The organism is Marinobacter sp. SS13-12 (assembly GCF_030227115.1).
Taxonomy (GTDB): Bacteria; Pseudomonadota; Gammaproteobacteria; order Pseudomonadales; family Oleiphilaceae; genus Marinobacter.
The window spans coordinates 252692-273156 of sequence record NZ_JASSUA010000003.1 but is presented as its reverse complement, the minus strand read 5'-3'; the positions used below and the strand labels follow the sequence as shown (position 1 = coordinate 273156).

The 20465-nt window shown below is 57.6% G+C and carries 19 protein-coding genes; 2 read left to right on the top strand and 17 right to left on the bottom strand.

Annotated elements, in window-relative coordinates:
- The first annotated feature begins 14 nt into the window (after window positions 1-14).
- Window positions 15-2168, top strand: coding sequence for a phosphate acetyltransferase (pta, locus tag QPL94_RS17200; protein ID WP_285359051.1), 2154 nt, complete (start codon window positions 15-17; stop codon window positions 2166-2168).
- 24 nt (window positions 2169-2192) lie between these two features.
- On the opposite strand, the gene der is transcribed toward pta, so the two are convergent.
- From der to trmJ, 13 genes are all read right to left on the bottom strand, one after another.
- Window positions 2193-3617 carry a ribosome biogenesis GTPase Der gene (gene der / locus QPL94_RS17195; protein WP_285359049.1) on the bottom strand — a complete coding sequence of 475 codons (1425 nt, stop codon included), beginning with the start codon at window positions 3615-3617 and terminating at the stop codon, window positions 2193-2195.
- 62 nt (window positions 3618-3679) lie between these two features.
- On the bottom strand, window positions 3680-4852 hold the full coding sequence (bamB, locus tag QPL94_RS17190) for an outer membrane protein assembly factor BamB (protein ID WP_285359047.1): 1173 nt from the start codon (window positions 4850-4852) through the stop codon (window positions 3680-3682).
- Complete coding sequence (locus QPL94_RS17185) at window positions 4852-5508, bottom strand: YfgM family protein (protein WP_285359045.1); 657 nt, start codon at window positions 5506-5508, stop codon at window positions 4852-4854. Before QPL94_RS17185 ends, bamB begins: the two co-directional genes overlap by 1 nt.
- Before the next feature lie 51 nt (window positions 5509-5559).
- The gene (hisS, locus tag QPL94_RS17180; protein WP_285359043.1) at window positions 5560-6840 is read right to left on the bottom strand and encodes a histidine--tRNA ligase; all 1281 of its coding nucleotides are present in this window, start codon (window positions 6838-6840) and stop codon (window positions 5560-5562) included.
- A 40-nt stretch (window positions 6841-6880) separates the two neighbouring features.
- Entirely contained in the window at window positions 6881-7999 is a 1119-nt protein-coding gene (gene ispG, locus QPL94_RS17175) for a flavodoxin-dependent (E)-4-hydroxy-3-methylbut-2-enyl-diphosphate synthase (RefSeq protein ID WP_285359041.1), read from the bottom strand.
- A gap of 3 nt (window positions 8000-8002) precedes the next feature.
- The gene (locus QPL94_RS17170) at window positions 8003-9064 is read right to left on the bottom strand and encodes a RodZ domain-containing protein (protein WP_285359040.1); all 1062 of its coding nucleotides are present in this window, start codon (window positions 9062-9064) and stop codon (window positions 8003-8005) included.
- Window positions 9054-9818, bottom strand: coding sequence for a type IV pilus biogenesis/stability protein PilW (pilW, locus tag QPL94_RS17165; RefSeq protein ID WP_285359340.1), 765 nt, complete (start codon window positions 9816-9818; stop codon window positions 9054-9056). The genes QPL94_RS17170 and pilW overlap by 11 nt, the downstream gene beginning before the upstream one ends.
- Before the next feature lie 87 nt (window positions 9819-9905).
- A complete protein-coding gene (gene rlmN / locus QPL94_RS17160; RefSeq protein WP_137434239.1) occupies window positions 9906-11018 on the bottom strand; it encodes a dual-specificity RNA methyltransferase RlmN in 1113 nt (370 codons plus the stop codon).
- Window positions 11019-11079: 61 nt separating this feature from the next.
- A complete protein-coding gene (ndk, locus tag QPL94_RS17155; RefSeq protein WP_285359038.1) occupies window positions 11080-11508 on the bottom strand; it encodes a nucleoside-diphosphate kinase in 429 nt (142 codons plus the stop codon).
- Window positions 11509-11575: 67 nt separating this feature from the next.
- Window positions 11576-12724: an IscS subfamily cysteine desulfurase gene (locus QPL94_RS17150; RefSeq protein ID WP_285359036.1), complete on the bottom strand. Its 1149-nt coding sequence runs from the start codon at window positions 12722-12724 to the stop codon at window positions 11576-11578.
- A 20-nt stretch (window positions 12725-12744) separates the two neighbouring features.
- A complete protein-coding gene (gene iscR, locus QPL94_RS17145; protein ID WP_285359035.1) occupies window positions 12745-13242 on the bottom strand; it encodes a Fe-S cluster assembly transcriptional regulator IscR in 498 nt (165 codons plus the stop codon).
- Window positions 13243-13319: 77 nt separating this feature from the next.
- Window positions 13320-14093: a serine O-acetyltransferase gene (gene cysE / locus QPL94_RS17140; protein ID WP_285359034.1), complete on the bottom strand. Its 774-nt coding sequence runs from the start codon at window positions 14091-14093 to the stop codon at window positions 13320-13322.
- A 4-nt stretch (window positions 14094-14097) separates the two neighbouring features.
- On the bottom strand, window positions 14098-14952 hold the full coding sequence (trmJ, locus tag QPL94_RS17135; RefSeq protein WP_285359033.1) for a tRNA (cytosine(32)/uridine(32)-2'-O)-methyltransferase TrmJ: 855 nt from the start codon (window positions 14950-14952) through the stop codon (window positions 14098-14100).
- Between the two features lie 199 nt (window positions 14953-15151).
- On the opposite strand from trmJ, the gene QPL94_RS17130 reads away from it, so the two are divergent.
- A complete protein-coding gene (locus QPL94_RS17130) occupies window positions 15152-15949 on the top strand; it encodes an inositol monophosphatase family protein (protein WP_285359031.1) in 798 nt (265 codons plus the stop codon).
- Between the two features lie 64 nt (window positions 15950-16013).
- On the opposite strand, the gene secF is transcribed toward QPL94_RS17130, so the two are convergent.
- The 4 genes from secF to tgt form a co-directional block, all read right to left on the bottom strand.
- Window positions 16014-16970, bottom strand: coding sequence for a protein translocase subunit SecF (secF, locus tag QPL94_RS17125; protein WP_285359029.1), 957 nt, complete (start codon window positions 16968-16970; stop codon window positions 16014-16016).
- Window positions 16963-18837: a protein translocase subunit SecD gene (gene secD / locus QPL94_RS17120; protein WP_285359027.1), complete on the bottom strand. Its 1875-nt coding sequence runs from the start codon at window positions 18835-18837 to the stop codon at window positions 16963-16965. Before secD ends, secF begins: the two co-directional genes overlap by 8 nt.
- Window positions 18838-18914: 77 nt before the next feature.
- On the bottom strand, window positions 18915-19277 hold the full coding sequence (gene yajC / locus QPL94_RS17115) for a preprotein translocase subunit YajC (protein ID WP_150993168.1): 363 nt from the start codon (window positions 19275-19277) through the stop codon (window positions 18915-18917).
- Between the two features lie 59 nt (window positions 19278-19336).
- The gene (gene tgt, locus QPL94_RS17110; protein WP_285359339.1) at window positions 19337-20455 is read right to left on the bottom strand and encodes a tRNA guanosine(34) transglycosylase Tgt; all 1119 of its coding nucleotides are present in this window, start codon (window positions 20453-20455) and stop codon (window positions 19337-19339) included.
- Window positions 20456-20465: the final 10 nt, after the last annotated feature.

Sequence of the window (20465 nt, the reverse complement as noted above, 5' to 3'; positions counted from 1 at the left end):
GCAGGAAGCCCTCCATGGCAAAGAACCTCTATATTGCGCCAACCTCCCTGAATTCCGGGCTGACCTCCGTCTGCCTGGGGCTGCTCCGCGCCCTTGAACGGGTGGGCGTCAGCGTGGGGTTCTATAAGCCGTTTTCTCAGTCAGTCCATGAGGGCGAGGCCCATCATAACCGCGGTGAAGACACGTCCGTAGCATTCGTTCGGGCCCGTAGCCATCTGGAGCCTCCCGAGCCCATGGGTCTGAAGACGGCGCAGAACCTTCTCAACACCGGCAAGGCCGACCAATTGCTGGAAACGATCGTTGGCGAGTACCAGAAAGTAGCAAAGACGGTTGATGTGGTCATCATTGAAGGCCTGGTGCCAGATCGCTCCGAAGCCTATATCGCCAGGCTGAATGTGGAAGTCGCCCGCAACCTGGGTTCCGAAGTTGTTCTGGTAAGCACCCCCGGGCAGACGGATCCGAAAACCCTGGACGAAGAACTGGATTTTTACGCCCGACTGTTCTCCAGCCCCTCCGACCCGGAGGTGATCGGCGTTGTGCTCAACAAAGTCGGAGAACCTGACAAATCAGAGTTTACTCCGCGGGTAAATTCCCGGGCCTCCGACGAAACGGTTGATTACGGCAAGGCCTGCAAGGTCTTCAGCGAAGGCCGTTACCGGCTGCTGGCAGTCATTCCCTGGCAGCCGGAACTTCTGGCGTCGCGGGTATCAGACATTGTCCGTGAAATGGATTCAGAAGTGCTCCACGAAGGGGAGATGCACACTCGTCGGGTCCAGAAGGTCACCGTCAGTGCCCGTACCATCCGCAATATGGTGGATACCCTGAGACCGGGAACCCTCATGGTTACACCGGGAGATCGGGAAGACATCATAGTGACCACGGCGGTAGCTGCACTCAATGGCGTGCCACTGGCCGGCATAATGCTCACCGGCGGACTGATGCCCGACGACAGGGTGGTGGATCTCTGCCGCCGTGCACTGGAAACCGGGCTTCCGGTCATGAGAGCCGAAACCAATACCTATGAAACCGCTCACCGGCTGGCCAACCTCTCCCCTGCGATCCCGGTGGATGACCCGGACCGGATAGAAAAGGCCATGGAAGCCGTTGCAACCCGGATCGACGCCGAGTGGCTCAGGGAGCACCTGAAGGTCGAACGCCAGAGCCGGTTATCGCCACCGGCTTTCCGTTACCTGCTGTCGGAACGTGCCAGGGCCGCGGCCAAGCGCATCGTGCTGCCTGAGGGCAATGAACCGCGTACGGTTCAGGCCGCAATTATCTGCCACCAGCGTAAACTGGCCCACTGCATCATGCTGGGCGACCGTAATGATATCGCCAATGTCGCCCGATCCCAGGGGCTGGAACTGCCCGACGACATGGAAGTCATCGATCCTGCCGAGGTCCGCAAAGACTACATCGACCCCATGGTAAAGCTTCGACAACACAAGGGCCTGGCGCCCGATATGGCCGAAGCAATGCTGGAAGACAATGTGGTTCTCGGAACCATGATGGTGGCTGAAGACAAGGCTGATGGCCTGGTATCCGGGGCCGTGCACACCACCGCCAACACCGTGCGCCCGGCCATGCAGCTGATCAAGACCCACGACCACGCCAAGGTGGTCTCGTCGGTGTTCTTCATGCTGCTGCCGCAGCAGGTTGTCGTCTATGGGGATTGCGCCATTAACCCCGACCCGAACGCCGAGGAACTGGCCGATATCGCGATCCAGAGTGCCGGTTCAGCGGAAGCCTTCGGTATTGAGCCGGTGGTGGCCATGATCAGTTACAGCACCGGAGAATCCGGCAGTGGCAAGGACGTGGAAAAGGTGCGCGAAGCCACCCGGATTGCCCGGGAAAGGCGCCCTGACCTGCTGATTGACGGCCCCCTGCAATACGATGCCGCGGCCATAGAGAGCGTTGCCAAAAGCAAGGCGCCGAACAGCAAGGTCGCCGGTAAGGCCACGGTGTTTATCTTTCCGGATCTGAACACCGGCAACACAACCTACAAGGCCGTTCAGCGTAGCGCTAATGTGGTGAGTATCGGCCCCATGCTTCAGGGCCTGAGAAAACCGGTGAATGACCTTTCCCGGGGCGCGCTGGTGGAAGACATTGTCTTTACCATTGCTCTCACCGCGGTACAGGCCAAACAGGTAGAGGATGCTGGGTTGATCTGACGGGTCAGCCCTGCCCTGGCAGGCCTAGCGTTTCTTGCTCTTCATTCTCGCTTTCTTCTTTACCGGCCGGCCTTTCTTGATGTCATTATCCTGCTTGACCTTCTGGCGGGGCGTCAACCGACTCACCTTGTTGGCAAACGGGTTCTCGCCGGAGCGGAACTCAAAGCGGATGGGCGAGCCGACTACCTTCAGGACCTTGCGGAAACTGTTCTCCAGATAGCGCTTGTAGGCACCCGGTAACGCATCCGTCTGGTTGCCGTGCACAACGATAACCGGAGGGTTGGAACCACCCTGGTGAGCATAACGGAGCTTGATGCGGCGTCCCTGCACCAATGGTGGCTGATGCTGTGCGGTCGCATCCTGAAGAATCGCAGTGAGGCGGTTCGTTGGCCACTTGGCCATCGCGGATTCGTAGCAGGCGTGGACCGAGTCGTACATCACGCCAACGCCAGAGCCGTGAAGCGCAGAAATATAATGCTTGTCGGCATAGTCGAGAAAATCCAGGCGGCGCTGAACCTGCTCTTTTACCTTCGCCTTGTCTTCCGGGTCCATGCCGTCCCACTTGTTGACGGCAATCACCAGCGAGCGGCCCGCATCCAGCACAAAGCCAATCAGGTGCAGGTCCTGGTCCACCAGCCCTTCCCGGGCATCGATCACCAGAATAACCACGTGGGCGTCATCGATGGCCTGCAGCGTCTTGATGATGGAAAACTTCTCCACCGTTTCACTGACATTCTTGCGACGGCGCACACCTGCGGTATCGATGAGCGTGTACTGATGGTCCATCCGCTCGTAAGGAATGTACACGCTGTCCCTGGTGGTGCCGGGCATGTCGAACACCACAACCCGGTCTTCACCCAGCATACGATTGACCAGCGTGGATTTGCCCACATTCGGACGACCGACAATCCCGATCCGGATCCCGGGGTATTTATCTGCCCGGTCCTGGGCTTCACGCTCCTCTTCCGAGGGCAGCAGCTCCTCGAGCATTGAACGGATGCCACGGTTGTGGGAAGCCGCGATCAGAAAGGTAGACTGGAAACCAAGGCCATGGAAATCAGAGGCAGCAATGTCCGGGTCCTGACCGTCGGTCTTGTTGACCACCAGGTGCGCCTGCTTGCCGGTTTTACGAAGGTGATCGGCAATCAGCTCGTCACCACCGTTCAGGCCGGCCTTGCCGTCTACCAGAAACAGCACGATGTCGGCCTCTTCAACCGCCTGCATGGAGTGGCGGGCCATCTCCGCATCCAGGCCTTCCTCGCCGCCGGTGAGACCACCGGTATCAATGACAATAAACCGCTGGTCCTCGTAATTGCCCTCGCCGTATTTACGGTCGCGGGTCAGGCCGGGAAAATCCGCTACAAGCGCATCCCGGGAACGCGTCATCTGGTTAAACAGTGTCGACTTGCCAACGTTGGGACGCCCGACAAGTGCAATTACAGGGGTCATAATCTTTCGCTACACAGTAAACAGGGCCAGCGCTTCACAGCGATATGGCCGGAAAGGAACGCTCAGTCGCGCTCCCGGATTTTAAGAACAGACATTTCACCACTATTGCCATAAACCAGAAGGTTCCCGTTCTGCAGCCGCTGAAAAGGCACCCGCAAACCGTCGTCGTCAAACTCAAGCTGGCCCTGAAGGCTACCATCCTCCAGTGACAGCATGTGGATGTAACCTTCATAGTCTCCAACCAGCAGATAGTCGTCATAAACGATCGGCTGGGTAGGCTGGCGCCAGGATAACCTGTCCTGAACCCACAATTCCCGACGATCAGAGCCACGATAGGCGGTAATATCACCATCGGCGCCGGCAACAAAAATATTGCCGTTACCAATCATGGGCGACTGCAGGCTGGATTCCTTCCGGCTCCATATCTCCTGACCACTTTGCAGGTCAACCAGGGCCAGCTTGCCCTGATAACCCACCACCATGGCCGCACTTTCCAGAATCAGTGGCTCACCGGCAACATCCACCAGCCTTTCCAGCTCGGTACGCCCCTGGGGCTGGCCTACTTCATACTGCCATACCGGTTGCCCGGACTCGGTAGAAAGCGCCATCAGTTTGCCATTGGCCAGTGAGGCCAGAACCAGATCTGCACCCACCAGTGGTGACGCGGCAGCCCTCATGGACAGAACCGGCACATTGCTGTCGTATTGCCAGGCCTTTTCGCCACCGTTGGTATTGAAAGCAAGCACTTTGCCGTCAATGGTCTGGACCACCACAAGGCGCCCGTTCGACTGCGGGGAAGCCAACGCTTCGTTGGGCAACGGCTGCTCCCACAGCTCGGTGCCATCCTGCCGCGACAGGGCTTTCAGCTGCGCATCACGGGTGACCAGGTAAAGGTTGCCCTGGTCTCCGCCCACTCCGGCAGTGATATCCTCGTCCAGATCCTGATACCAGGCGACTGCTCCGTTTTCCGGATCAACCGCCCAGATCTCGCCCTCTGCCGATGCTGCGTAGAGCATGTCGCCAGTATTCAGCGGCGCAAGATAAAGGAATTTGTCGTCGTGGCCTTCACCGACACCCATGGTCCACACACTTTCCAGTTCGACAGTGGCGGAGATGTCGGGCACCGGCTTGGGCTGCTCAAAGGTATCCGTGGTGCTGCAACCGGCCAGCAGTGCAACCACCAACAGGCCAATCAGAGGAACCGAACGCATCTGCCCTTTAAACAACAGGGGCATCAGGCTCCCTCCCCTACGCCAAGGTCTGATAGCTTGAGTTCAAGAATGCCGCTGCGTCCCTGCTGGTTTTGCTCCCTGGCAGCCAGGTAGGCATCACGGGCACCGTCGCGGTCGCCCTGTGCCAACAGGATATCGCCTTTCAGTTCAGTGAAAATCGCACTGAAGGTACCGGCATCCTCTACATTCTCAATCCTGGCGAGAGCTTCTTCGTACTGTTCGGCCGCAAAATGGGCGCGGGCCAGCCGGTTACGGATTACAAGGGCCAGGGGGCCGGAGTCGCCCGCTTTTTCCTGCGCCCAGGACAACGACTCAATAGCCGCCTGCGGATCGCCCTGGTCCATCATCTGTTGCCGCGCCAGCATCAACATACCGTAGATGGCGAAGGCGCTGTCGCTGTACTCTTCCCTCAACGACTCAGCCACGTAGGCCACAGTCTCGGCGCGCTTTTCATCACTCTCATCGCTGTAGGCATTGATCAGGTCCGCGAACTGGGAGGCAGCCTCGGTGCGCTGCTGCATCTGATGGTTCTGCCATGCCTGCCAGCCAAATACGATGGCCAGTGCCGCAGCAATACCAATCAGGAGCGAGCTGCCATTATTCTTCCACCAGTCCTTGATTGCCTGGACCGTTTCTTCCTCAGTGCGCATTTCAGCCATGATGACTCCTGTAATAAATGGTTATTGTGCCTGTAGCCTTTCGGCCCGCCATCAGCGGCCCAGCAATTCTTCCAGTACGCCGGCAAGTTCAGCCTGACCAACGTCCTGCTGTGGTTCATCCGACCGCAGCGGCTTCAGAGCCACCGTGCCCGTGGCCAGTTCGTTCTCACCGAGAATAACGGCATAACCGGCACCGCTGCGATCCGCCTTTTTCATTTGGCTCTTGAAGCTGCCGCCACCACAATGGCTCATTATTCGCGCTTCCGGTAAGGCAGACCGCAGTGATTCCGCAAGCGCCAGCGCTGGTGCCACCGCTGCATCGCCCATGGCGATCACATACACATCCACATTGCCGTTAGCACTGGCCGGAACAAGGTCCAGGGTCTCCAGCAGCAGAATCAGGCGCTCAAGCCCCATCGCAAATCCTACGGCATGGGTGGGTTTGCCGCCCAGCTGCTCAACCAGTCCGTCATAGCGGCCGCCGGCACAGACAGTGCCCTGTGCGCCCAGGCTGTCGGTGATCCACTCGAACACCGTTTTGCCATAGTAATCCAGCCCACGCACCAGTCGTGGATTCACGGTGTAACGGACACCGGAGGCATCCAGCAGTGCGCGAAGCTCCCGGAAGTGCTCCACAGACTCCTGGTCGAGATAGTCATCCAGCCTGGGCGCATCCGCCAGAAGCTGCTGGGTCTGCGGATTTTTGCTGTCAAGAATACGCAGGGGATTTGACTCCAGACGGCGTAAACTGTCCTCGTCCAGCTGATCCCGATAACCCGAGAGGTAGGCCACCAGGGCCTCCCGGTATTCACGACGGGCCGCCGACGTGCCAATCGAATTGATCTCCAGGCGGGTATGCTCAGCCAGCCCGAGTTCGCGCCAGAGCCGTGCAGTCAGCACTAACAGTTCCGCGTCGATATCCGGGCCGGTCATGCCAAAACATTCCACACCGATCTGGTGGAACTGGCGGTAACGTCCTTTCTGTGGGCGTTCATGACGAAACATTGGCCCGGTATACCACAGGCGCCGGGTCTGGTTGAAAAGCAGGCCGTGCTCCTCAGCAGCGCGAACGCAGCCTGCGGTGCCTTCAGGGCGCAGGGTCAGACTGTCGCCGTTACGGTCTTCGAAGGTGTACATTTCCTTCTCGACAATGTCCGTCACTTCGCCGATAGACCGCTTGAACAGGTCAGTCTGTTCCACGACCGGCATACGGATTTCCTGATAGCCGTATTGCGCAAGTACCCGCCTGACCGTGCTTTCCACAAACTGCCATACCGGCGTCTGTTCTGGCAGGATATCGTTCATCCCGCGAATTGCCTGGATCTTAGCCAAGTTACTACCTTATCTGTTTCAGTGATTTGGCGATCTGCACTCAGTCGGTCGAGCGGGTAATGATCGCGTCTTCCTTTTCCTTGCGACGTGCAACTTCCTCTCGGATCAGTCGCTCCAGGTCGTCGGTCAGGTTGGCGTTATCGAGTTTCTGGTTGGGCTTGCCCGACATGTAGAACAGGTTCTTCGGGCTTCCGCCGGTGAGGCCAAGATCTGCCACTTTGGCCTCACCCGGGCCGTTGACGATACAGCCGATAATGGCCACGTCCAGCGACTCGTTGACGTCTTCCAGGCGGGCCTCGAGATCGTTCATGGTCTGGATAACGTCGAAGTTCTGCCGCGAACAGCTCGGGCAGGCAACGAAGTTTATGCCGCGGCTACGCAGGCGCAGGCTCTTGAGAATATCGAAGCCAACCTTGATCTCCTGCACGGGATCGGCCGCCAGGGACACCCTGATCGTGTCGCCAATGCCGTCCATCAACAACATGCCCAGGCCAATAGACGACTTCACGGTACCGGAACGGAAACCACCTGCTTCCGTGATACCAAGGTGCAGGGGCTGCTCAATCTGCTCTGCAATCAGACGATACGCCGCCACGGTCATGAATACTTCGGAGGCCTTGAGGCTGACCTTGAAATCCTGGAAATCGTGCTTGTCCAGAATGTCGATATGGCGCATCGCCGATTCCACCAATGCCTCGGCGGTCGGCTCACCATATTTGCGCTGCAGGGCTTTCTCCAGTGAACCGGCATTCACGCCGATCCGGATCGGAATGTTACGATCTCGAGCAGCGCTGATCACCGCACTGACGCGGTCATCCCGACCAATATTGCCGGGATTGATCCGCAGGCAGTCCACACCAAGCTCAGCCACCCGCAGCGCAATCTTGTGGTCAAAGTGGATGTCTGCCACCAGCGGCACGGATACCAAAGAGCGGATCTTGCCGAAAGCCTCGGCCGCGTCCATGGATGGGACAGATACCCGCACGATGTCAGCACCGGCTTCCTGCAGTGCCTGGATCTGGCCGACCGTTGCAGCCACATCGCAGGTATTGGTGTTGGTCATGCTCTGAACAGCGATCGGCGCGTCCCCGCCTACGGGAACATCACCCACCATTATCTGGCGGGATTTACGTCTTTTGATCGGAGATTCGTGAATCATAAATCAGATATCCAGCGTGAATTCAGCACGGTTATTGACGACCCGGAAACCGGACATATCCACCGGCTCACCATCAAAACGTATGGATTCGATGGCGTCAACAGCGCCAACAATCACCTCGATAGGCACCCTGCCGGAGACTTCTATCCGGTCGCCATTCCGCTGCAGAGAGCCCACCAGACGATTGCCCGCGGAATCTGTCACCTGAACCCAGCATTCATCGCTGAACGCCATTTCCAGACGGGCGCTTCCAACTGCGGCGTTCGGTTGCGCGCTTTCCTGAAATGCAGGTTCCGGGGCACTGGTGACTACCGGCACCCGGCTCTCGTCAATGTCATCGGGCGATGCTGTCACAGGCTCCTCAACTGGCCTGTCCGCCGCACCGGGTTCACTATCGGAAGCCAGCGTGAGGTCCCGTTGTTGCTCAGAGGGTGCCGGTACACTCTCGTCCGTTACCGTCGGCTCATCGATGACCGGTTCAGGATCCACCGCGGCCGTTTCTGCCACGGTGATATCGTCCTCGGTTCCGGTTTCCTCAGCATCCGTAGCAGCATCTGACGAATCGCTGCTGTCGGGTTCAGGCTCTACGGTCTCTGGTGCAGCATCGGAGCTGTCAGGCTCTGCCGGTGCAGGCGTTGTTGTGCCCGTATTGTCCAGAAAACGCAGACCAACGAAAACCGCAATGGCAATAACCAGAAGGAAAAAAAGCAGCTTTGCCATCCGGCGTTTCTGCCGCCTGCGCCGTTCAATATCAACCAGCGGATTCAATTCTTCCGCCTGCGCTTTTTCCTGCCGTAGCGGTTCCAGTTCCTTGTCGAGTGTCGCGATCACCGCATCCGGGTCCAGATCGACCTGGCGCGCATAGGTTCTGACATACCCCTTCAGGAACAGTTCACTGTCGATCTGCCTGTATTCACAATCCTCAATGGCATGAATGACCGCCGGGCGCAGATGCTGCGCATCAGCCACAGCCGAGACACTCAGCCCCTTCTGCTCCCGCGCGCGCTTGAGTTGCTGCCCTGCGGGTTCACTCACCACTGGCTGTTGTGTGTCATCACTGTCCATTTGCGATCATCACCCTGTATTGTTGGTATTCGACAGAGTTCGGGAAATTGTTCTTCAACTGCAGCGCCAGGCTTGACGCCTGGTTCCGGTCACCAAGATGGTGAGCAATACGAATCCCCGTGTAGAGACTTTCCGGGGAGTGGCGAAGGTTCTTGTTTCGCTGCATCAGAGTCGTCAGACGGCTGTAATGGCGAGAAGCAGCCTGATAGTCCCCGGACTCCACCAGCGTGCGTGAAAGAGCAAGCAGCGACCTGGCATCGCCACGGGACAATTCAACAGCCCGTCGATAGGCAGTAACCGCGCCCTCAAGGTTGCCGATCCGCTCTTCAGTCAGGCCCAGATTGAAAAATACCGACGCTCTCTCGCCATAACCCGTGTCCCTGGAAGCTGCGAGGAACTGATCACGCGCCTCTTCAAACCGGCGCTCCCCATAAAGATAGGCGCCGTAATAAACCCGTCCACGTGTATAGTCCTGATCGTTCTCCAGAGCCCTCTTGAAAGAACGCTCTGCCAGTTCCGGTTCACCCTCGGACTGATAGACCAGCCCCATGGCTGCCAGCGCACCCGGGTTCTCGGGTGAAATCTCGAGGGCCCTGTCAAGGTGACTCCTGGCCCGATCCAGATTACCCTGACCGATATAAGCCGTCGCCAGCTGAACGTAGTTCCTGACCGCCTTGTCCCGGTCGGCTTCACGGGCGAAGCGGCTATCGGTGTTGGTCACACAGCCTGTGACAAACATTGCCAGCAACACCATGGCAAATGCGGCCCGGATCCGGTTTACTGGTTCAGATGTCACAGTTGGCAATTCCTCTTGTTTTCAGGGGTGAAATCTCACCCGGGTTCATGGACTGACCTGGTGCACCTGTATGTAACGCTGGCTTCGTTTCGTGCGATCTTCCACCCTGCCCACAAGCTGTCCGCAAGCGGCATCAATATCATCGCCGCGGGTCGTTCTGACGGTTGCAACATACCCCGCTTCATTAAGAACCGTCTGAAAACGACGGGTGGCGTTCATGCTCGGCCGCCGGAAATCACTCTCCGGAAACGGGTTGAAGGGAATCAGGTTGATCTTGCACGGCAAACCACGCAACACAACAGCCAGCTCTTTTGCATGCTCCGGCTGGTCATTGACCCCTTCGATCACCGTGTACTCGATGGTCGCCTTGCGTTTGTCGGGCAAACGGGCCAGGTAGCGGCGGGTGGCTGCCAGCAATTCCGAGATCGGGTACTTTTTATTCAACGGCACCAATTGGTTACGCAATTCATCATTAGGGGCATGAAGCGAAATGGCCAGTGAAACATCGGTAACCTCGCCCAGCTTGTCTATTGCCGGAACCACGCCAGACGTGCTCACCGTCACCCGCCGCTTGGAGATTCCGTACGCCAGATCCTCCATCATCAGGTTCATGGCATCAACCACGTTATCGAAGTTCAGCAGCGGCTCCCCCATTCCCATCATCACGACATTGGTAATCGGGCGATCAGGGCCTGGTTCAAAGGGCATGAACGCTTTGCGGGCAACCCAGACCTGGCCGATAATTTCTGCGGCAGTCAGGTTACGGTTAAAGCCACGCTTTCCTGTTGAGCAGAAGGTACAGTCCAGGCTGCAGCCAATCTGTGAGGAAACACACAGGGTGCCGCGCTCGCCATCGGGAATCAGCACGGTTTCGACACTGTTGCCGTTATCCATGCGCATGACCCACTTGCGGGTACCGTCTTTCGACGATTCATCGTAGACCACTTCCGGCCCGCGAATCTCGGCCACTTCCTTCAGCTTCTCCCGCAGCACCTTGCTCATATTGGTCATTTGATCGAAGTCATCAGCACCGCGCTGATGAATCCACTGCAACACTTGTGTTGCCCGGAAACTCTTCTCCCCCAGGGATTCGAAGAAAGCCTCCATTTTGGCCTTCGGCAATCCCAGAAGGTTGGTTTTCTCAGCAACAGCTGTCATTTCATAACCTCGATCAGATAACCAATCCGGGCCGAGAGAAACCCCGGCCCGGGCAGCTCAATCAGCCCCGCGGGCAGATCTCACTGTCATTGAAAAAGTATGCAATTTCACGCTCGGCAGACGCTGCCGAATCCGAACCATGAACGGCGTTTGCATCGATGGATGATGCAAAATCGGCGCGGATAGTGCCCGCTTCCGCTTCCTTGGGGTTGGTAGCACCCATCAGGTCACGATTCTTCAGGATAGCACCTTCGCCTTCCAGAACCTGAACAACAACCGGGCCGGATGTCATGAACGCGACCAGATCATTAAAAAACGGGCGCTCTTTATGCTCGGCATAGAAACCTTCCGCCTGCTCCTGAGTCAGATGCATCATTTTTGCAGCAACGATCGCCAGTCCTGCTTTTTCAAAGCGTGTGTAAATCTCGCCGATCACATTTTTTGCGACTGCGTCGGGCTTGATAATCGAGAGCGTGCGCTCGTTTGCCATGATCTGTCTCCATTCAGGTTCATAAAAATTTCAGGGTTGGGATTATACGCAGTCCGGAGGCAACTGCCTACCGCACTGAACGGAGACGGCTAACAACGTCAACGATTTGCGTCGCTGCGAAGTCAATCTCCTCGGCTGTGGAAAAACGTCCGAAAGAAAACCGGAGGGCCCGATGAGCCTGCTCATCGTCCAGACCAATGCCTTTCAATACAAAGGAAGGCTCTATAGTCGCTGATGCGCAGGCAGAGCCGGATGAAACCGCCAGATCCCTCAGCCCCAGCATCAGTGACTCTGCATCTACGCCTGCAAACGACAGGTTCACGATACCTGGAACCCGGTGCTCGTCACTGCCATTGAGTGCCACACCTTCCAGACCGCGCAGCCCGTCCAGGAGTCGACCGCGGAGGCCTTCCAGCCTCGCCTTCTCTTGCTCAAGCTGCTCACTCGCCAGCTCGAAGGCCTTGCCCATGCCCACAATCTGGTGCGTTGGCAGCGTGCCGGAACGCATGCCACGCTCGTGGCCGCCACCGTGAATCTGCGACTCGATGCGCACGTCCGGTGACCGACGAACATACAGCGCGCCAATGCCCTTGGGACCGTAGACCTTGTGCCCGGACAGCGAAAGCAGGTCTACCGGCGAAGCGCTGACATCCACCTCAGTTTTGCCGGCGGCCTGGGCCGCATCAACATGAAACAACACCCCGCGATCACGAAGCATGGCGCCAATCGCCGCAGTATCTGTCTGGCAACCCAGCTCATTGTTGACCATCATCAGGCTCACCAGAACCGTATTGTCACGAAGTGCGCTTTCTACCTGCTCAACGGCAATCCGACCATCGCTGCCGGGATTCAGCCAGGTTACGCTCACGCCCTGGCGTTCAAGCCATTTGCAGGTATCAAGTACCGCCTTGTGCTCGATCTCCGAGGTCACAATGTGAGGATTATCGTGGCCAGCAACCGCACCCTTTATGGCCAGGTTATCGGATTCCGTGGCACCGGAAGTCCAGACAATCTCCCGCGGGTCAGCATGGATAAGGTTCGCAACCTGCCGACGGGCACCTTCGACTGCCGATTCGGCTTGCCAGCCATAGGCGTGGGAGCGGGAGGCAGGGTTGCCGAAGACACCGTCAAATGTGAGGTATTTGCACATTTCTTCGGCAACAACGGGATCTACGGGCGTGGTCGCCGCATAATCCATATAGACGGGTTTTTTCATAGAGGTTTCAGGATTATCGTTCAGGCCGGCGCCTGATCCGTGAGGCGCTCGGTGTTAATCGTCTGTGAATCACCTTCGGAATGACGCCTGTTTTGCCGACTGGCAACCACCTGGATTTCCCGCTTTCTCATCAGGTCTCCGAGGCTGATATCGCTCAGGAACTGATGGATCTGCTCGCTGAGATCAGACCACAGGTGGTGGGTCAGACATTTTTCGCCATTCTGGCAATCACCCTTGTTGCCGCAACGGGTGGTATCCAGGGACTCACTGACCGCGTCCACCACCTCTGCAATAAAGACGGCGTCGGGTTCACGGCTGAGACGGTAGCCCCCGCCGGGCCCACGGATACTGTTCACCAGCTTGTGACGGCGAAGGCGGGAAAATAGCTGCTCGAGATACGAGAGGGAAATCTCCTGCCGGGCAGATATATCTGCCAGACTGACCGGCCCCTGATCCCCGTGAAGGGCCAGATCCAGCATTGCCGTCACCGCGTAGCGGCCTTTGGTGGTCAGTCTCATAAACTCAGCCCCGGTCAGGGATTGATTCGGCTTTAATTGAGCCGAGTATGAATTGACCAACTATTTCAGTCAAGTATTCACCGCTGTGAGGGTTCGTCATCCCGCACGCAGTCGAAGTCCTCCTCCTGCAACGGCGGCATTTCGCCGTTCTGATACTCGCTGTTAACCTTCCTGAGGGCCTTGCACATGTTCTCGATACGGTCATCGACGACATGCATGTGGTCCAGCAGGCTGCGCATGGCCCGGGCCACGGGGTCCGGCATCTCCTCAGTTACACCGTACGCATCGAATCCCATACGCTCTTCCATTTCTTTACGGCGAGCAGTGTCTTCATCCTTGCGCTTGACCACGACACGACCGGGAATACCCACCACCGTCGCCCCTTCTGGAACCGCTTTGGTGACCACCGAGTTGGAGCCGATCTTCGCCCCGGCTCCCACTTCGAACGGGCCGAGAATCTTGGCTCCGGCGCCGACCACAACGCCGTCCCCCAGGGTCGGATGGCGTTTCCCCTTGTTCCAGCTGGTCCCCCCCAGGGTTACCCCCTGGTAGAGTGTCACATCGTCACCAATAACGGTGGTTTCACCAATCACAACGCCCATACCGTGGTCGATAAAGAAGCGGCGGCCAATGGTCGCACCGGGGTGAATCTCGATACCCGTCAGCCAACGGGCAAGGGTAGAGAAAGTACGCGCCAGCCATTTCAGGCCCAGATTCCAGAGCCAATGCGAAAACCGGTGACACAGGAGTGCATGAAGTCCGGGGTAGTTGGTCAGAACCTCAAAGGTGTTACGAGCTGCGGGATCGCGATGAAACACACTGTTCACATCTTCCCTTAAACGTTCAAACATAACCCTATTCCTGTTCACCGGCTGCCGGGCCAGCCTTTGACGTGTTTGATCCGGATTTATCCGTACCGGCGGATTTCTGAACGGCACTCAGGACGCCCCGGAGAATATTGATTTCCGTCTGATCCAGTTTCGCTCTCTGGAACAAGCGGCGCAACCGCGTCATCAGCAGCCCGGGTTTCTCGCGGCGATGGAAATCAACATCCCCCAGCACCTGCTCAAGATGCTCGAAAAAACCTTCGACGTCCCTTACCGGAGCCGGCGGCACATCCCAGCCAGCATCCCCCGGCGCCGCCATGGGTTTGAGATAGGGGCTGCCGTCGCCACCTTCAAGCCCTCTGAGGTAGTGCATGCGTAATTCATAACACATCACCTGCACCGCCATGGACAGATTCAGGGAACTGTAATCCGGGTTCGACGGAATATGTATGTGGAAGTGGCAGCGCTGCAGCTCCTCATTGCTCAAGCCATGGTTCTCGCGGCCGAATATCAACGCAACCGGACCAGCCCCTGAATGCTCTGAAGCCTTGGCTGCGGCATCCGGCGGTGCCATAACCGGCCAGGGCACCTTGCGGCCACGGGCGCTGGTGCCCATAACGCAGACACAGTCAGCAATAGCCTCGTCCAGAGAGGTCACAACCCGGGCATTATCCAGTACATCCGATGCACCCGCCGCCCGCGCATAGGAGGTTTCATCGGGGAATGACGTCGGGTTGACCAGCCAGAGACTACCCAGCGCCATGTTTTTCATGGCCCTCGCAACCGCTCCGATATTGCCGGAATGAGAGGTTTCAACCAGAACAATCCTGATCTGGTCGTCAAAGGTGTCGGTGCCCTCCTGGGGCATCGCTGGCTTGTGCATAGCGCTCGTGTCTCTGTAGCAATCTATCGATATAAATCCGGAAAGGCGCGCATGATACCAGATTTCACCCCTCCCCTGCCTCTCCGGATAAGCCCTGATGCAGCGCCGTCAGTGACATTGCGGAGTCGAAAAACATACAAGCCGTGCCAGTTTTTGATATGCTATGCGGCCTTCACACACCCGGATAATGAACACTCAGATGCAACCAGCTATTAAAATGGCCCTGCGCGTCGCGCGTCAGGGGTCCGACTATCTGAAAGCACACTTCGAGCGCCAGGAACCCAATGGCGACAGCGAAGACCGCCGCAAGCAACTTGAGCGGGTCGAGCAGTCGGTTTACGACAATTTTTCCGAACAGCTCGAAAAGTCCTACAAAGACCACGTAATCGCACCGCTGAATGAGGCGGATGCCGACGGTAACGACAAGAGCTGGCATATATTTCCGGTACTCGGGCGTGAGAACTTTCTGCGCGGCATTCCTGATTTCGCATTGGCACTGCTGCAAAAGAAAAACAACCGCACCGAGAACGTGTTGCTGATCAACCCCGTTACCGGCGAAGAGTATTCTGCCAGTCGCGGCCACGGCGCAGCACTCAACAGCCGGCGCGTGCGCACCAGCGAGGTCAAACATTCTGACCGCGCAGCCGTGGTCAGCAACCTCCTGGACCAGACCCGACACGGCGATGACCCGCTGATGTGGGGCGAAATGGCATCACTACTGGCCCGCGACAGCAGCATGTTCCGCACCGCCGGCTGCGTTGCGCTGGACATTGCCAGGGTATCTTCCGGCCATCTGGACGCTGCCGTTATATTCCGTCCGGAGCCAGCAGATCTTGCCATTGGCGTAACCCTGGCACTGGAGTCCGGCGCCCTGACCGGCGACTTCTCCGGCAACCCTTCTACGGAAAAAGCCAAACAGCTTATCGTTGCCAACCCCAAGCTGTTCCGGGAAGTACTGAAAACCCTTCACCCCTTCCGGGGCCGTCTGCCACGCTGAACCGGCCAGGCACAAAAAAGCCGCAACACCTCACGGGGTTGCGGCTTTTTTATGGCTGACCGGTTTACATCCGGTTCAGCCACTCAGGCGGTTGCTCTTCTTCCTCTTCCTGCCCGGCGAGCCCTTCCTTCGGAGGCACGATCAGGTCCTCGCGGGCAACACCCAGGGCTACCAACATGTTGGCGGCAACGTAGATAGAAGAATAGGTACCAACGACCACACCAATGATCAGTGCCACAGCGAAGTTGTTGATTGCCTCGCCCCCCAGGAAATAGAGGGCCAGTAGAACCACGAGAGTGGTACCGGAGGTGTTCAGGGTCCGGCTGATGGTCTGATGGATGGACTCATTGATAATGTGCTCGGAATCCCCCTCCCGCATCTTGCGGAAGTTCTCGCGGATACGGTCCGCTACAACGATGGTATCGTTCAGGGAGTAACCGATAACCGCAAGCAATGCGGCAAGCACACTCAGGTCAAAGGTCCACTGAAACAGTGAAAACACGCCAAGAACGATGATCACGTCGTGAGCAAGTGGCACGACCGCGGCAATCCCGAACTTGAACTGGAAGCGCATACCAACGTAGATCAGCACGACCGCAAGGGCGATCAGCATACCGAGGCCACTGTCTTCCTTTAACTGCTCACCAACCTGGGAACCGACAAACTCGGAACTGACAAGCTGGAGCTCCGCACCACCGGCCGAAAGCGCCTCAGAAACCTCTACCGCCAGCTTGTCATTTTCCGATTCCGCCATCCTCACAAGGACTGACGTATCAGAACCGAAGTTCTGTACCACGAACTGCTCGTAACCTGCCTCGTAGAGGGTTGCACGAACCTCATCCAGTTCTGGCGCTTGCTGGTACTCAAACTCTACAGAGGTACCCCCGGTAAAATCGAGCCCCAGATTCAGCCCACGAATTGCCAGCAGAGCGACTGCAGCAATGACAAGTGCAATGGACACCACGGAAGCAACCTTCCGTATGCCCATAAAATCGATAGGTTTTTTCTCAACTTCAGACATTGGCCAGTTTCCCTCCGATCGACAGTTTTTCGACCTTTCGACCGCCGTATACAAGATTTACGATGCTACGACTGACCATCAGCCCGGAGAACATCGACGTGAGAATACCGATCGACAGCGTCACCGCGAACCCTTTCACCGGGCCGGAACCCATGGCGAACAGGATCACCGCCACCAGCAAGGTGGTGATGTTGGCATCGAAAATCGATACAAAGGCCCTGGAATAACCGGAATTGATGGCCAACTGGGGCGGAGCGCCCGCCTTCAGCTCTTCCTTTATGCGTTCAAAGATAAGCACGTTGGCGTCAACAGCCATACCCACCGTCAGCACAATACCGGCGATACCCGGCAGGGTCAGGGTTGCGGAAAGTATCGACATGCAGGCAATGAGCAGCATCAGGTTGAGCGTAAGTGCCACATTGGCAATCATGCCGAAGCCACGGTAGTAAACCACCATGTAGCAGAGCACCAGGACAAAGCCGAGCAGCACGGACATCATGCCGGCATCAATGTTCTTCTGGCCCAGGCTTGGGCCAATGGTGCGCTCCTGCACGAAGTACATCGGAGCCGCCAGTGCCCCGGCCCGCAGCAACAGCGCCAGTTCCGAAGCTTCCGGGATGGAATCGAGACCGGTAATCCGGAAACTGCTTCCCAGCGCGGACTGAACAGTGGCCAGACTGATGATGCCCTTTTCCACAACCCGATTGTCGACGGTGCGGGTTTCGCCATCCACAACCACTTCTTCGGTTTCCGTACGGTATTCGATGAACAGCACCGCCATTCGACGGCCAATGGCGTTCCGGGTAGCCCGGTTCATCAGATCACCGCCGACAGAGTCCATGGTGATATTCACCTGGGGCTGGCCATTCTCATCGAACGCCTGTTGCGCGTTGGAGACGTTGTCGCCGGTTGCGATAATATCCCGCTCCAGGCGAGCCTCGCGGTTGGGGTTGTCCCGGAACTCGTAGGTTTCCGTTGTTGCGGCCGGTGCGTCCTGGCGTGCTTCAAGACGGAACTCCAGGTTTGCGGTGGCACCAAGCACACGCTTTGCGGCGGCGGTGTCCTGGACACCCGGCAACTCCACGATAATCCGGTCAGCACCCTGGCGCTGCACCAGAGGTTCTGCAACCCCCAGTTCGTTCACCCGGTTACGGATAGTGGTGAGGTTCTGTTGCAGGGCGTAATCCTGGATCGACTTGACCTCGGCTTCCGATATGGTGAGTACCAGGCGGTATTCGCCTTCCTCACTCTCTTCGTCCAGAAGAAACTGGTTGTACTGGTCGCGAATGAGTGAGAAGGCCTCGCTACGGGACTCTTCATCCCGGAAGGTCAGAACGATGGAATTGTCGCCCTCCAGGTCACCGCCACGATAGCGCACGCGCTCGTCTCGCAATTCACGCTTGATCTGGCTGGACATGGACTCAAGACGCTGCTCAACCGCGGTTTCCATATCCACCTCCAGCAAGAAGTGAACACCACCGCGAAGATCGAGACCCAGCTTCATGGGCCCTGCACCAAGGCCTTTCAGCCATTCCGGGGTAGAAGGCGCCATGTTCAGGGCTACCAGGTAGTCCCTGCCGAGCGCATCCTGGACAACCGGCCTGGCCCGCAGCTGGGATTCGGCATCATTCAGTCGGATCAGGGCATCGCGATCCTGAAGCTCGGATTCCTTGACGGCAATCCCCTTCGCCTCGAGCGCATCAACGGCCCTCTCCAGAATCCGCTGGTTGACCTCGGTGCTACTGCGCGCACCGGTGATCTGTACGGCGTAATCATCGGGGAAAACATTAGGCAGGGCGTAGATGAAACCAATCACCAGTGCGATGACGATAACGAGGTTTTTCCAGAGCGGATACTTGTTCAGCATGGGGTCCCTTTAAGCCGGCCAACGGGCCGGCTGTGATGTTTCAGCTTGGCAAATTCAGACCTGAGTAAAACGCCTGCTCAGATGTCCTTCAGAGTTCCTTTCGGAAGTGCCGCTGCAACAGCAACTTTCTGAACCTTGACTTCAACGTTGTCGGCAATTTCAACCACGATAAAGTCGTCGGTAACCTTGGTGATCTTGCCGGCGACGCCGCCAGAGGTAACCACCTCATCACCCTTGTTCAGACCGGACATCAACGCTTTATGCTCTTTCGCACGCTTGGACTGCGGGCGCCAGATCAGGAAGTAGAAAATCAGGATAAAGCCGGCAAAGAAAATCACCTGCCCCATCACACCCATGCCACCGGCACCGGGATCCTGCGCCATGGCCAGTGCCGGCATAACAGCAAAGAGTGCAGCAACAAGTAACTTGATCGATTTCATTGATTATCTCCGTTTTTAAGAAAAGTTCAGTAGCGGTTTGGAACCGGCTAGTCCCGCCGTCACTGCGCCATTGGTGGCACGGTTTCACCCCGGCGGGCATAGAAGTCGCTGATAAAGTCCGACAATGTACCTGCTTCAATTGCGCCACGCAATCCGGCCATCACGTTCTGGTAGTAACGCAGATTGTGAATGGTATTGAGCTGCGATCCGAGCATTTCCCCACATTTATCCAGATGATGCAGATAACTTCTCGAAAAGTTCTGACAGGTATAACAGTCGCACTGGTCATCCAGCGGTGTCGTATCATGGCGGTGGCGCGCATTGCGGATCTTGACGATACCGGTAGAGGTAAACAGGTAACCGTTACGGGCGTTCCGGGTGGGCATCACGCAGTCGAACATATCCACACCACGGCGAACCGCTTCCACAAGGTCTTCCGGCCGGCCCACGCCCATCAGGTAGCGGGGGCGGTCTTCCGGCATCTTCGGTGGCAGATGATCCAGGATGCGGATCATATCCTCCTTGGGCTCCCCTACCGAGAGCCCGCCAATAGCGTAGCCGTCAAATCCGATATCCGTCAGCCCCTCCAGCGAGCGATCCCGCAGGGACTCGTACATGCCACCCTGGACGATACCGAACAGTGCCGCCGGGTTGCCCGCGTGGGCCTGTTTGCTCCGTTCGGCCCAACGCAGGGACAGCTCCATGGACTCCCTGGCCTGCTTCTCGGTTGCGGGGTAAGGCGTACACTCGTCAAAAATCATCACGATGTCGGAGCCCAGGTCCCGCTGAACCTGCATGGCGATTTCCGGTGACAGCTCCACAGGGGAACCATCGATCGGTGAGCGGAAGGTTACGCCTGCTTCGGTAATCTTGCGCATCTCCCCGAGGCTGAACACCTGGAAGCCGCCGGAGTCCGTCAGGATCGGGCCGTGCCATTGGGTAAAGTCATGCAGGTCGCCGTGGGCCTTCACCACCTCGGTGCCTGGCCGCAACATCAGGTGAAAGGTGTTGCCAAGGATGATCTCTGCACCAATATCCTTGATATCCCTGGGCAACATACCCTTGACGGTACCGTAGGTACCCACCGGCATGAACGCCGGCGTTTCCACGGTGCCCCGGGGAAAGCTCAGCCGACCGCGCCGGGCACGGCCATCCTCTCCCAGCTTTTCAAAGGACATAAAACACTGG